This is a genomic window from Planococcus sp. APC 3906 (genome assembly GCF_030407685.1).
Classification (GTDB): Bacteria; Bacillota; Bacilli; order Bacillales_A; family Planococcaceae; genus Planococcus; species Planococcus koreensis.
Genome location: NZ_JASDCW010000031.1, coordinates 23468 through 36045 on the forward strand (window position 1 = coordinate 23468; position 12578 = coordinate 36045).

General features: G+C 47.8%; 11 protein-coding genes. 5 read left to right on the forward strand and 6 right to left on the reverse strand.

Translation table 11 applies throughout. The annotated features are described in order from the left end of the window. Positions 1-29 precede the first annotated feature (29 nt). Complete coding sequence (locus QMA09_RS14725) at positions 30-839, forward strand: TspO/MBR family protein (RefSeq protein ID WP_290213639.1); 810 nt, start codon at positions 30-32, stop codon at positions 837-839. A 637-nt stretch (positions 840-1476) separates the two neighbouring features. Here QMA09_RS14725 and QMA09_RS14730 read toward each other — a convergent pair. The 4 genes from QMA09_RS14730 to QMA09_RS17210 form a co-directional block, all read right to left on the reverse strand. Further along, the gene (locus QMA09_RS14730; protein WP_290213640.1) at positions 1477-2463 is read right to left on the reverse strand and encodes an ABC transporter substrate-binding protein; all 987 of its coding nucleotides are present in this window, start codon (positions 2461-2463) and stop codon (positions 1477-1479) included. Between the two features lie 111 nt (positions 2464-2574). Next, positions 2575-3330 carry an ABC transporter permease gene (locus QMA09_RS14735; RefSeq protein WP_290213641.1) on the reverse strand — a complete coding sequence of 252 codons (756 nt, stop codon included), beginning with the start codon at positions 3328-3330 and terminating at the stop codon, positions 2575-2577. Further along, the gene (locus QMA09_RS14740) at positions 3314-4102 is read right to left on the reverse strand and encodes an ABC transporter ATP-binding protein (protein WP_290213647.1); all 789 of its coding nucleotides are present in this window, start codon (positions 4100-4102) and stop codon (positions 3314-3316) included. Before QMA09_RS14740 ends, QMA09_RS14735 begins: the two co-directional genes overlap by 17 nt. A 322-nt stretch (positions 4103-4424) precedes the next feature. Beyond that, complete coding sequence (locus tag QMA09_RS17210) at positions 4425-5729, reverse strand: DNA/RNA non-specific endonuclease (protein ID WP_483313560.1); 1305 nt, start codon at positions 5727-5729, stop codon at positions 4425-4427. A 623-nt stretch (positions 5730-6352) separates the two neighbouring features. Here QMA09_RS17210 and QMA09_RS14750 point away from each other — a divergent pair. Further along, positions 6353-7594, forward strand: a complete 1242-nt coding sequence (locus QMA09_RS14750; protein ID WP_290213642.1) for a DUF1572 domain-containing protein — start codon at positions 6353-6355, stop codon at positions 7592-7594. A gap of 189 nt (positions 7595-7783) precedes the next feature. Here the strand turns inward: QMA09_RS14750 and nadR are convergent, their stop codons facing one another. Both nadR and pnuC read right to left on the reverse strand, forming a co-directional pair. After that, positions 7784-8833, reverse strand: coding sequence for a multifunctional transcriptional regulator/nicotinamide-nucleotide adenylyltransferase/ribosylnicotinamide kinase NadR (gene nadR, locus QMA09_RS14755; RefSeq protein ID WP_356779550.1), 1050 nt, complete (start codon positions 8831-8833; stop codon positions 7784-7786). 3 nt (positions 8834-8836) lie between these two features. Beyond that, on the reverse strand, positions 8837-9574 hold the full coding sequence (gene pnuC / locus QMA09_RS14760; protein ID WP_290213643.1) for a nicotinamide riboside transporter PnuC: 738 nt from the start codon (positions 9572-9574) through the stop codon (positions 8837-8839). A 321-nt stretch (positions 9575-9895) separates the two neighbouring features. On the opposite strand from pnuC, the gene QMA09_RS14765 reads away from it, so the two are divergent. From QMA09_RS14765 to sstT, 3 genes are all read left to right on the forward strand, one after another. Continuing rightward, positions 9896-10573: a type 1 glutamine amidotransferase domain-containing protein gene (locus QMA09_RS14765; protein ID WP_290213644.1), complete on the forward strand. Its 678-nt coding sequence runs from the start codon at positions 9896-9898 to the stop codon at positions 10571-10573. A gap of 3 nt (positions 10574-10576) precedes the next feature. Next, positions 10577-10861: a putative quinol monooxygenase gene (locus QMA09_RS14770; protein WP_290213645.1), complete on the forward strand. Its 285-nt coding sequence runs from the start codon at positions 10577-10579 to the stop codon at positions 10859-10861. Positions 10862-11180: 319 nt separating this feature from the next. Continuing rightward, positions 11181-12452 carry a serine/threonine transporter SstT gene (gene sstT / locus QMA09_RS14775; protein WP_290213646.1) on the forward strand — a complete coding sequence of 424 codons (1272 nt, stop codon included), beginning with the start codon at positions 11181-11183 and terminating at the stop codon, positions 12450-12452. Positions 12453-12578: the final 126 nt, after the last annotated feature.

Sequence of the window (12578 nt, forward strand, 5' to 3'; positions counted from 1 at the left end):
AAAAATTTTATGGAGAGGAGGAATTCACAATGGATGAAAACACATTGAAGAAAGCAAAAATATTCACCGCCTTAAATCTGATTGCTTATTTTGTGACGCTCGGCGTCAATTACCTCGGCTCTTCCGGCTTTTTCGCTGGCAATAGCCAGAAAGACATCTCCGACCGCTACATGACGCTGATTTCCCCGGCGCCGTTTACGTTTTCGATTTGGGGCGTGATTTATACGCTTGTGCTGGTTACGCTGGTCTATCTGTTCATCAAACGGAAAGATGCGAACGTCAGCCGTTTGATCCTGTTGATCTCGCCATGGTTTATCCTGAGCGCGCTGTTTAACATGGCTTGGATCGTCGCGTTCTCGTATGAATGGATAGGCATCTCGACGATCTTGATCATCGGCCTGTTGTTCTCACTGTTTCTCATCATCGGAAAAATCTATACCCACCGTTTCGAAGTTCCATCGACCTTAGCAGGACTCAGCTTTACGCTCTACGCTGCGTGGGTGACGATTGCGACCGTCGTCAATACGGGATTGCTGTTGGTGCAGCAAGAATGGAACGGGTTTGGCATTTCTTATTCAATTTGGACGCTGATTATATTAGGGGTGGCCATTGCCTTTGTGCTCGCTTATATGTCGAAGTACAAAAACGCGGCCTTCCCGCTTCCATTGGCATGGGCATTCTTCGGGATTTACGCTACGTATAGAAGCGGAGAGGTGAATCCGGAGTTGTCGACGGTCATTCAAGGAGTTCTGATTGCTGGTATTGTCATATTCTTGATTGCGGCGGTTTGGAGATTTATTAAGAATGGGAAGGGGCTTTTTCCTAGACGTGCGGTTTAAGAGAAGAGCCTAAATAAATGTGTTTATTGAAAGGGACTATTCTATAGGATTTTGAGACACATTATGATTTTCATCACAAACATAGCCGCTCCGAGGAAATGAGCATTCCTTGAAGTGGTTTTTATTTTATTCATTTCAATAAAAATGCGAACACTTGTTTTAATTGAGTATTAATGTTAGAATTTTCTTGTAATTAATTTATTTTACAGAGAGGGGGGGGAATATTTATGGCAGTTAAACATACACCATCAAATGTTATTCATAGTGGTTCTAAAGGTGGGACTACAGGATGTGGATTTAATACAAATGTAGAAAGCAGTCACTGGACAAACAGCAACTCAAAAATAACGTGTGAAAAAAATGGGTGCAAAAACTAGTTATCTTATCAAAAAGTGAAAAAGCATTCCTAGAAAAGAACCAATTCTAAAAGGTTTTGATAATACCCTACAATTAATAGCATATAAATAGCCGCTCCGAGGGTATTAATAATCCTAAGAGCGGCTATTTATTTTATTCATGCTTTTAAATTATTCGAGAATTGTGTGATTGCCTGGAAACGCCCCAATGAAGAAGAAACCTCCCCTCACCAAAGTCCCAAAAAAAAACAGCAGAAAAACTTCTGCTGTCCCATAAACCTTTACTCCAAAAACTGCGTATCCGTCAACAAAGCGAAATCAGGCTGCTCTTTCAGGAACTTCAAGTCGAACGAAGAATCGCCGAATGCCTGGATTTCTTCAGGAGCCAGGGCAGTATCGAAGATCATGTTGTCCCATGCGCCATCGATGATGGAGGCTTCGAGTTTCTGGCCGGTGATGTCATCGATTGTGTTGATGGTGATTTCTTTGGCTTCATCCGGATTTTGCGCGATGAATTCAGTGGCCTCTTTATGTGCATCGACAATGCCTTGGACCATTTCCGGGTTTTCTTCAATCAATTTGCTGGAAGTCACCAGAACGGAAGCGGGCATTGTTGTGCCGAATGAAATTTCATCCGCTTCAATGATGACTTTAGCGCCTGTGTTTTGTTTCAGTACCGAAGCCCAAGGTTCCGGCGCTACGGCTACATCCACTTTTTCAGTAGCGAACATCGCTTCGTATTGGGCAGGGTTTCCTGTCTGGTGAAGCATTTCGCCGCCGATGCGGTTGGAGGTGATGCCGCTTTCTTTCATGAAGGTTTCAAATTGAACATCGTGTGTGCAGCCGACGCGCGGCGTAACGAAGGTCTTACCGGCAAAATCCTCAATCGATTCAATGCCGCTGCCGTTTCTGGCCATGACGACGGTGCCGCCTGAAGCGCCGCCGGCAACCATGGTGACATCTGCGCCGTTCGTGTAATTGTTCATAGCGGGTCCAGGACCCACAAGGCCGGCATCAATGTCGCCGGTTTTCAATGCGGTCATGAAATCCGCCCCATCCGCGAACGTGACGTATTCGACTGTTTTTCCTTCACCCAGGTTTTTCTCATACAATTCCTGGTCTTTTGCGACCATGGCCGGCACATGATCCAGGTTCGGGAAATAGCCGATGGTGACCTTGGATGAATCTTCGCTTGCATTCGGTGAACCGCAGGCAGCTAAAACGCCAGCCAGCGCGACGGGTGCGAGAAGTAAAAAAATACGTTTCATAAGATGAATTCCTCCTGTAAGTGCTTATTTTTATGGAATGTTTTATTCGGCTAGGGGCAAGCGGTGCATTGCAACGATATGTAAATGGCTGTTGCTTTTATTAATAAAATCCTAGGTTTCCAATCCCCAGCGCTTGAGGACGTTTTTTTCGATGCGCTGGAAAATCAGCAAGTCGACAATCGCGCCGACGACGCCGATGATGATCATCACGCCGATGACCAGGGACATATTGCCGAAATCGGACGCGTAGCGCAGCGTGTAGCCGAGGCCTGGCCCGGAACTGAGCAATTCGCCGGCCATCAATGCGCGCCAAGCAAATGCCCACGCGAGGCGCGCACCCGTTACGAAATACGGGACAGAGGCGGGGATGATGACTTTGACGAACAGGTCGAGGCCATTCGATCCCATCGTCCGCGCCGCTTTGATGAACAACGGATCGACGTTCTTGATGCCGGTGCGGACGTTCAAAATCATGACGAACGTTCCGCCAAGGATGACGACGAAAATGATGGAGCCTTCGCCGAGGCCGAACCACATCATGGCCAAAGGCAGCCAGACGATGCTTGGCACACTTTGCAGCGCGAGCACCAAGGTGCCGAGTGTTTCATCCGCTGTCTTGGAACGTGCCAGCAGGATGCCGACACCGGTTCCGATAATGACGGCTGCGACCAAACCGATCAGCAAGCGGCGGAAACTGGCGACGAGGTCATAGACCAGTGTCATATCCGCAAACCCGGCAACCAGTGAGTCGTAAACGCTGACGGGGGAAGGGAGTATGGTTTCGTGCCACAACTCAAAGCGGGAACCCAGTTCCCAGAACACAATGAGCGCGGCGAAAAAAATGATTCGTTTAAGTGCCGGCTTCATATGCTTGCTCCTCGTCTATGACTTTATCGATTTCTGTTTTCAACAGACCCATGATCTGCTCTTCCAATGCCGCGATTTCCTGGCGGTGCTGTTCACGCGGGCGCGGGATGTCCACTCGGATGTCGGTCAGGATGGTGCCAGGACGTGTGCCCATGACCACGATCCGATCGGACAGTTTGATCGATTCCGAAATGCTGTGGGTGACAAAAACGATGGTCTTTTTGGTGTCAATCCAAATTTCCTCGAGCTGTCCATGCAGGCGGCTTCTTGTCTGTTCATCCAAGGCCCCGAACGGTTCGTCCATCAACAGGACGGCAGGATCCATGGCGAGCGACCGGGCAATCGACACGCGCTGCTGCATGCCGCCGGATAATTCATGGGGATAATGGGAAGGATAATTGCTGAGCTGGACCATTTTCAAAAAATGGTGGGCGCGCTCCTGGCCATCTTTCTTGGACATTTCTTTGCGCAGCGGGAACATGACATTCTCAGTGACATTCATCCACGGAAACAACGCAGCCTGCTGGAAGACCATTCCCCGGTCTTTTCCTGGCTTCGTAACTTTTTTTCCGTCGACGATGATGTCGCCTGAAGTCGCAGGGACTAGGCCGGCAATCATCGACAATAACGTGGACTTGCCGCAGCCCGAAGGCCCCAGAATCGAAACGAATTCGCCTTTTTGAATGGAAAGGTCGATGTCTTTTAATACCGTGTTGGGCTGATTGTTCTTATCGAAATAGACTTTGTTGATTTGTTTGGCTTCAATAAATATAGTGAATCACCGTCAATAAAACCTACCTTTCCTATCGGATATCATTAAAGTATAGTATATAGGTAGGAATTGTCAATATTAGATTAATAAGAAAATAATTTAGTTAGAAATAGGGGGAAGATAGGAGGGGAGATTTTTTATTTATAATAGAGCGGTGCACAGGAAGCGTGAAAAAGAAGTAGAAAGCCGCTAGCCTTCCGAATCGCTATCTAGGCATCGGGATGCCGATAAAGAAACCCTAGCTTTGTGTCAAACAATATTCCATATAAAAAATCCGCCCTCTTCAACGAGAGGGCGGATTTCATTTTTATTCGTTTAAGTTTTATTCGCCGACCATGCCATCATGGTCATTATCCCGCATATGGGGGTAGAGCCAATGGTCGCTCATGATGGGCATAGAGAAACCTGCATCTTTTGCCTCCTGGATCGTCACTTGTCCATTGCCGTTTGTGTCGACAGTGGAAACATCTCCGCCTGTGTTTGCAGGGGCTGGCTCCACAGGGGCACTTTCAGTAGGTGGGCTGCTTGGTTCCGCAGGCTCACTGCCTGTTAAACCAAGCGAGGCGTTCACTTCATCCGGGTTCACGTTGTTGAATGTATCCACGACTTCGTTGCCCATTACCGTATACGTATACTGGTAACTCGAAGGAATCTGCGTCTCCGTATCCGGGTAGGTGATAATGGCTTCGAAATCCGTTGCACCACCGGCATCGCGAATGACGTCTTCCATATAAGCCTGATCGCCATGGCGGTTGAGCGTACTTTCCTGCGGGGTAATGTTATAAGCATTCGACACCCCGCCGAGCGAATCTGCAATGACATGCCCTTCATCTAGAATGTCGCTTTCAACGCCCGGAACTTTCGCTTCATCCCCGTAATATCGGCCGTCCGATGTTACAGGTTCGCTGTTGTCGTCCTGGACAATGATTTCTTCAGCCACGACACGCACGAGTTGGCCGTGTTCATTGGTGAATGCCCAATATTCACGGTCCCCGAAGCCAATGTCGACAACGATGTTAGCTGCGCGCGTTCCAGACAAATCACCGCCATCAACTTCAACGAGTTCGTATCCTGCGAACAGCTCCTTGGTTTGTTGGGCAGCTGCTTCTGCAGCTGCTTTTTCTTTCGCAGCCAATTCCTGCGCTTCTTTCTCTTTTGCAAGCTTCTCGGCGTTCGCTTTCTCTTTTGCAAGCGCCTCAGCATTCGCTTTTTCTTTCGCAAGCTTCTCAGCATTCGCCTTCTCTTGCGCAAGCTTCTCGGCCTGCGCTTTTTCTTCGACTGCTTTCTCTGCCGCTAGACGCGTTTCTTCTAGTTCCTTGTCGGCTGCTGCCTGTTTCTCAGCTTCTTGCTGGGCAAGGAGCTGTTCTTGTGCTTTTTCCTCGGCCGCTTTTTCTTTCTGTGCTTCCATCTGTTCACTTTCGACGCCGTCTGCCGTTTCAACTTCGTCTGCTGTAGAGACGACGCCGATCGTCGAACTAATCAGCACGGCAAATGAAACACCTGCCGCAAGCCCCGTTTGCTTAACCGTCAGCCCTTTTTTGAACAACGAACGGACGAGCAGCATCACGATACTCGCAGCAAAAGCGAGCAAGCTGACCAGCAGCAATAACACAAATACAACACTCATTTCATATTTCCCCCTTTATTCTCTCTCTCTAGATCTATATTGCTATTTCTAAAGATGAATATACCATGATTTGGAAGGTAAATACTAGGGGATATTAAATTTTTGTTTGGAATTATTTGGATTATTCGAACTAAAAGGCTTTGTTTGTAGATTGATTTGTTCGGACTTTAGCTGGTAGAGAAGAGACAAAGTCTGTTGTTCGTTGGACGGACTCTCGCGTTAACATGAACTAAATTGCCATTAACATGACTTGGCAAAGCGTTAACATGAACTGCGAAGGCGTTAACATGAACTAACCAGCCTTTAACATGAACTGTTTCGATTTTAACCGGCACTAGCTCTTGGTCGCAGTTCAAAAGCAACAATGGAAAAGCCGTTCGCCCCAGCGAACGGCTCTTTCTCAAGCACTTACACATTTCGCAGCTGCGAAATGCATCCATCTCGTCGGTTCGCTGCAGCAGGTTCTCCTGTTAACATGAACGAAATAGCGGTTAGTTTCAAGGACCTGAACATTCCTTGGAGCGGCGTTTGTTTTGTGTGGGCTTCTGGCATGTCCATCCATTAAAAGGGGTATGTTGACAACATGTGGTGTTCAAAGCAAACGCGGAAACGGGGAGAAGAAGATGGAAAATGCATTTCTAATAGCAGTGGGGGTATTGATTGCAGCAGGCGTCCCGCTGCTTTATTTCACCAGGAAAAAAGGCGCTTCGCCGGCCGAGGCAGAAATACGGGAGCAAGTGGAGGAGATTCCCGTCAGCAAGCCAGAACCCGAGCCAGAACCAGAACCGGATCCATATTTCGAGCTCATGCCGCACGTTTCGGAAGTGGGGAACGAGGAAGCGGTGAAAAGCCGGTATAAAAAGATTGAGATTCCAGCGATGCTGAAAGCCGATCTGCTGGAAACCTTGGCCGCAGGGGCGATGGTGATCCGGGAAAGCCGGACGTATAAGGTGGAATTCAGCCCGGAAGTTGTCAGAGGGCTGAAGGATAAAAGCATGTCGCTGATCGAAAAAGCGAACGGCAAAGGGTTTGTGCCGGCAGTCAAAAAAGAAGGCGTAAAAGGCATTTACAAGCAAGCGGTGCTGGTGAAAAACATCAACCCGGCCGTTGTTGTCCATGCTAGCGCCAATTTGCTGGCGGCTGTGGCGGGCCAGCAGCAATTGGCTGAAATCCAAGGCATTCTAAAGAAGATGGAAGAAAAACTGAATACGCTCATCCAGCACCGGGACAATGATTTTTTCGGCAGCATCGAGTCGAGGTTTGCCTATTTCCACGAGATCATCGGGCGCTTCCGCTCGAACGGCATCGTTCTTGGGGGCGTGGAAGATCAGAAAATAGAAGATTTCTATACGGCCGCGCTGCAGGATTTGAAGGTGCTGAACAGGGACTTGAAAAACATTGGCGAAAACATCGACAAGCTGAAAGAGCACGAAACCATTCGCAAATGGGGCGAAGCCGCGGTAATCAAGGAATACAGGAAATTGATGGAGGCGTTCAATGCCAAGCAGGAACTCGTGTTATTGAACGTCAAATTTATCGAAGAATGCTACGTCCCTTATTTGACTGCCATCCGAAATTACCCGGAAACGGCTGTGAATTCCCAAGCGCTGGCCGATTTGATTGCGGAGAACAATAGCGTCGTCGCGGGGATCGAAACGAAAGTGAAAAACATCGAGGAAAACTACAAAGTGCGCTTGCATTTTGGCGTGAAAGCGCTGAAATACAGAAACCTGGAAAATTTGAAAGAAACCGTGCCGCTCCGGATCAGCCAACAAAAGTCGGCAGCGAATGAAATTCCTTCTGCGCTGTTGTTCGAACTTGGCGTGGATGAAAGAGTATATGCGTATGTGCCGGAAGAGCGGTGAGTTGTAGCGGGTTAAACGGAGGAGATTGTTTTGGAATGGGGTATTGAATGGAAAACTTATTGGCATAAAGAGGAGAACCCTAATTACACCTCATTCACAAAAATAGCCGCTCCGAGGAAATAGGAATTCCTCGGAGCGGCTTTAGTTTATTTGTGCTTCTATTAATGCAGGGTTCTGGCGTAGCTTCGCTTAGTTTGCTTTATGGTTGAAAAGCTTTTCTTCCAAAACTTCGTCAACCAGCCCGATCGCCTGCTCCAGCCGTTCGTTGTAGTTTCCGCTGATCGAATGGTAAGGGATATTTTGGCGGTCGAGTATGGCTTTTAAATAGTTGTGGTTGCGCTCTCGAATCTTTTGATCGCCGAATGCCCGGGTGCCATCATCCACCCACTTTACATCTGGCTCCAATAAGAGCCACAAATCATAATGCTGCAGCGCCGCTATTTGATCCAATATGGGCTGCTCGAAACCCAGATAGGCCCAGGAAAAATACTGCGTGACATTTGCTTCCGTGTCGATGAAGAGCAGCTTATTGGCGCGTTTCGCCTGTTCTTCTTCATGGTATTTGTGCTCAAAAGCGATTTTAGGGAAGTCTGATTCTATAGTGATTTCGGCACCGATATTTTCATAAAATTTGCGCCCATATTCTTCTACATAACTTGTGTTGTACAAGTTCGCAAGATTTTTAACCAACGTGGACTTTCCGGCGCTTTCCGTTCCAACCACCACGACCGTACGGACGAAGTAGGGCTGGACCACATGAGGAATAATAGCCCAGTACTTCATGGCACCTTCTTCGCGTATCTGAGTTGCCGAGATCGGATAGTTACGGCGTTCGGCATCCAGCACAACATGCGCCGCTTCTGGATAAAGCTTTTCAAAATGCTCGCCATATGCGTGTTCGGAACTAAACACAGTATCGATGTCTTTTCCGATTGCCGCCTTGATGGCCAGGGAACCCTTCTCCCAGTCATAGAATTCGCCCGTCTGCTTTTCAGCAATGGCATGGACTTTCACATGTGGAAGGTCTTTCGTGAGTTCGTTCCACCAGCGAAGCCGCTGATGGAAAGGGATAGGCTTCATGGTCGTGCCATTAAAGTAAAACTCACGTTCATAGTCCTCGTCGTGCGTAAGGACGACATGCAATTCCTCTACCATTGTACTGGCACGAATCATGGCACTGACATGCCCTTGATGAATAATCAAAAATTTGCCGCCATACATTCCAACTTTTCCGATCATAATTTAAATAGTCCCCTCTGTTAAGGTTTGTTTTTTGGCCATTCTTCTCCAGTTGTAGTATCCATAAATGGAGTTCACTAGGAAAGCGGTCCACATCACAACCAGTGTATAGTCGTTGCCTCCAGTTGCCTCGAGCGTAACGACCCAAAGAACGATGGAAAGTATGTTCACCAGAATCCAGACAAGCCATTGTTCAGCAAAACGTTTCAGCATAAGAATCTGAGCTGTAACGGATAGCACGTTTGTGGCGGAATCAAGGCCGACAGAGCGGCCGCCGATTGCCTGAAGCAGGACAGCATAGAGAATCGTTCCGATGACGATTGCAATTGCAGTATAAAGCCAAGAACGCAGGTTCATCGTTTTAACAATTACGTCTTCTCCCTGTACACTGTTTTTATTCTTGATGGTGTTGCGGCGCCATAAGTACAATCCGATAAATTGAATCGGGAAATAGAAAAGGCCGTTCAGCATGGCTTCTCCATATAATCCATAAGTGAAAGAGATATAGGCGTAGGTAGACGTCTGAATGATACCGAAGTAATAATTGCTAATCTTTCCTTTTGCCACCAAGAGAACACACAGCATGCCGGTGAGCGAGCTGATCAGGCCAAGGAGCGTGTCGTCCCATGCAAAAAACAAGTAAATATTAATCGCTGTGAAAATGAGGAGCCAAGCTTTTTCGAACAGAGTCCAATCTTTCAGGAATCGCTGTGATTTTGATTCAGCGGCAGTGATGGCCATAATCTTATCCTCCAATTTTTAAATAGCGTCTTTGTTTCGAATACATGTTCAATTATATAAAAGTATGGAACAAAAAAGTGGTTTAATCTAAAAATGGCGTAATTTCCATGTCTTGGGAGATCGATTTGGGCTAGAAGCAACGAGAAGGCATCTTGTTTCAGCAATTGGATCGAGTTTTCATTCAAGAAGTCGGCGTCATCAGGAACTACCTGAAGGGCTAATACGCGGAAAATTATCTGTCTTGTCAGTTTGTTTGAAGGGCAAATGATTCGGGAAAAGTGAGTGACAAGATGATTACCGAATCAGAGGAGGAAACAGAATATGGCAAAAGTATTGGCAGTTTTATCAAGTGGACACAAGGACACTGAAAACAATTACGAAACCGGCTGGTGGGCGGAAGAATTATTCGCGCCGATGGAGATTTTGGAAAAAGCGGGGCATCAAGTGGAACTGGCTTCACCACTGGGCGGCAAGCCGACACTCGACCAAGCCAGCATCAGCGAAGATTATGATCCTGAAGGCAAATATAAAAAAATGTACGAAGCGGGATTAGCGGATGACACCAAAAAGCTTTCGGACGTGAATGCAGCGGACTATGACGCGGTGTTCATCGTTGGCGGCCACGGAGCGATGTACGACCTGGCTGAAAATGAAACGCTGCATAACATCATCAATGCGGTATACGACAACGGCAAAATCGTTTCGGCCGTCTGCCACGGACCAGCTCCGTTAATCTGGACGAAACGTCCGGACGGCAAGAGCATCATTGAAGGCTTGGACGTAACCGGTTATCCGGAAGCAGTTGAACCAGAAGGCTTGCCTGAAATCCTGCCATTCAGCCTGGAAGGCAAAATGAACGAAATCGCCAATTATTCCGCTGAAGAAAAAGTGGTATGGGGCAATGATCAAGTGGTAACCGGGCGCGACCCGTTCTCTTCTGAAGCATTGGCTGAAGAATTGGTAAAAGCTTTTGATAAAAAAAGCAAACAGGAAAACTGAGCGATGGATCCCATCGTAATTACAGCAATCCTTAAGCCGAGAGAAAACATGGCAGGCCCATTATTGGCAGAATTGAACAAAGTAGCAGAAGCTTCCCGCGCAGAAGCGGGCTGCTTAAGCTATGTTCTCCATCAATCGATTGAAGATGACACGTTTGTCCTCCACGAATCGTGGAAAGACAACGACGCTTTGGAGAGCCATGTCAGCGCCCCGCATTACCAGGAATACCGGACGAACACGGCGGACCTGGTTTCACAGCGGGAAGTCTATAAGCTGAAGGCAATTTAATTCGTCAGCAATTTCATAGAATACCGGATACAGAACTTTGCGGAGCACCAGCGCAAAGTTCTGTATTTTTTTGGCGCTCGGTATGCAGGGCAACTCATCTGGAATATTATAGGCAAGGACCAGTCAATAAGGCTGGTCTTTTTGTGCGCGGCAGCGGTTCGAATGAATTAAGTATTTGATTTTATAAAAAATTTGTTCTATTCGTTCATCCGATTGGTTAGAATGGGGATAGATTGAAAAATAGCCGCTGCTCCTGCAAGAGGATGGGAGAGCAACGGCCGAGTTGCAGCTTAGAAGAAACTAGCATGGGGGAATGGACATGAACGTATTGAAAATGTGGAACCGCATCAGTCTTGTGAAACAGATCTTGATCGGCTTGGCTTTAGGGGTGGCATTGGCGTTGGCGATTCCGGAAACGGCGGCATCGTTGACGATTTTCGGCACCTTGTTTGTCGGGGCGCTGAAAGCGATCGCACCTGTTTTGGTTTTGTTCCTGGTCATCGCATCGATTGCCCAGCATAAAAAGGGCCAGCAAACGAATATGAAATCGATTATTTTTCTTTATTTATTAGGAACATTTGTAGCAGCGCTTGTCGCGGTCATCGCGAGCTTCATCTTCCCGGTAAGCATTGCGCTGACGCAAGGGGCTGAAGGCTTGGAGCCTCCAGGCAATGCGGTTGAAGTCATCAAGACCTTGGTGTTGAACGTGGTCGACAATCCGGTCAACGCGCTGGTGAACGGCAACTACATCGGGATTTTGGCTTGGGCGGTTGTCCTTGGCCTGGCATTGCGAAATGCCGCGGATACGACCAAAACGGTCATTGCGAATGTATCGGATGCGGTAGCGAAGATCGTCGGCTGGATCATCAAATTTGCACCGCTCGGCATCATGGGCCTTGTCATCGAGTCGATTACGACAAACGGGCTGTCATCGCTTCTGGGCTACGGCAAACTATTGGCGCTGTTGATCGGCTGCATGGTGTTCCTGGCGTTAGTGGTCAACCCGCTTATCGTATTCATCAACATCCGCCGCAATCCGTATCCGCTGGTATTCAAATGCCTGCGTGAAAGCGGCATTACAGCATTCTTCACCCGCAGCTCAGCTGCCAACATTCCAGTCAATATGACGCTTTGTGAAAAACTTGGCTTGGACAAAGATACGTATTCGGTGTCCATTCCGCTTGGTGCAACAGTCAACATGGCCGGAGCCGCGATTACGATTTCCGTTCTGACGCTTGCAGCGGTCAACACGCTTGGCATCCAAGTGGATATCCCGACAGCGATCATGCTTAGTGTGCTGGCAGCGGTAAGTGCGTGTGGCGCTTCCGGCGTGGCAGGCGGATCGCTGCTCTTGATCCCATTGGCGTGCAGTTTGTTCGGCGTACCGGCGGACGTAGCGATGCAAGTGGTCGGCGTCGGCTTCATCATCGGCGTACTGCAGGATTCGTTTGAAACCGCTTTGAACTCTTCGACAGACGTGCTGTTCACGGCGACTGCCGAATACAAGAAGCGTTTGAAAGAAGGCGACGAAGTAGTGGTCGGCAAATTTTTTGAGATTAATAAACCCTCTGAAGACTTGGCGAAAAGTTAAGTTGTTTGGCTGATTTTTTGAAGGCCTCAAACGAGTGGACATCAAAATAAGTTTTGTGGAAAAAGTGAAGCGCCGCTCCGGAAATTTTCGGAGCGGTGCTTTTTCATTTTTAATAATTATTCAATA

Bases quoted from the DNA above. Each gene is read 5' to 3' on its own strand.
- QMA09_RS14725 (WP_290213639.1), top strand. From the start codon at position 30: ATGGATGAAAACACATTGAAGAAAGCAAAAATATTCACCGCCTTAAAT.
- sstT (WP_290213646.1), top strand. From the start codon at position 11,181: ATGAACGTATTGAAAATGTGGAACCGCATCAGTCTTGTGAAACAGATC.
- QMA09_RS14730 (WP_290213640.1), bottom strand. From the start codon at position 2,463: ATGAAACGTATTTTTTTACTTCTCGCACCCGTCGCGCTGGCTGGCGTT.
- QMA09_RS14735 (WP_290213641.1), bottom strand. From the start codon at position 3,330: ATGAAGCCGGCACTTAAACGAATCATTTTTTTCGCCGCGCTCATTGTG.
- QMA09_RS14765 (WP_290213644.1), top strand. From the start codon at position 9,896: ATGGCAAAAGTATTGGCAGTTTTATCAAGTGGACACAAGGACACTGAA.
- nadR (WP_356779550.1), bottom strand. From the start codon at position 8,833: ATGATCGGAAAAGTTGGAATGTATGGCGGCAAATTTTTGATTATTCAT.
- QMA09_RS14750 (WP_290213642.1), top strand. From the start codon at position 6,353: ATGGAAAATGCATTTCTAATAGCAGTGGGGGTATTGATTGCAGCAGGC.
- QMA09_RS14770 (WP_290213645.1), top strand. From the start codon at position 10,577: ATGGATCCCATCGTAATTACAGCAATCCTTAAGCCGAGAGAAAACATG.
- pnuC (WP_290213643.1), bottom strand. From the start codon at position 9,574: ATGGCCATCACTGCCGCTGAATCAAAATCACAGCGATTCCTGAAAGAT.
- QMA09_RS17210 (WP_483313560.1), bottom strand. From the start codon at position 5,729: ATGAGTGTTGTATTTGTGTTATTGCTGCTGGTCAGCTTGCTCGCTTTT.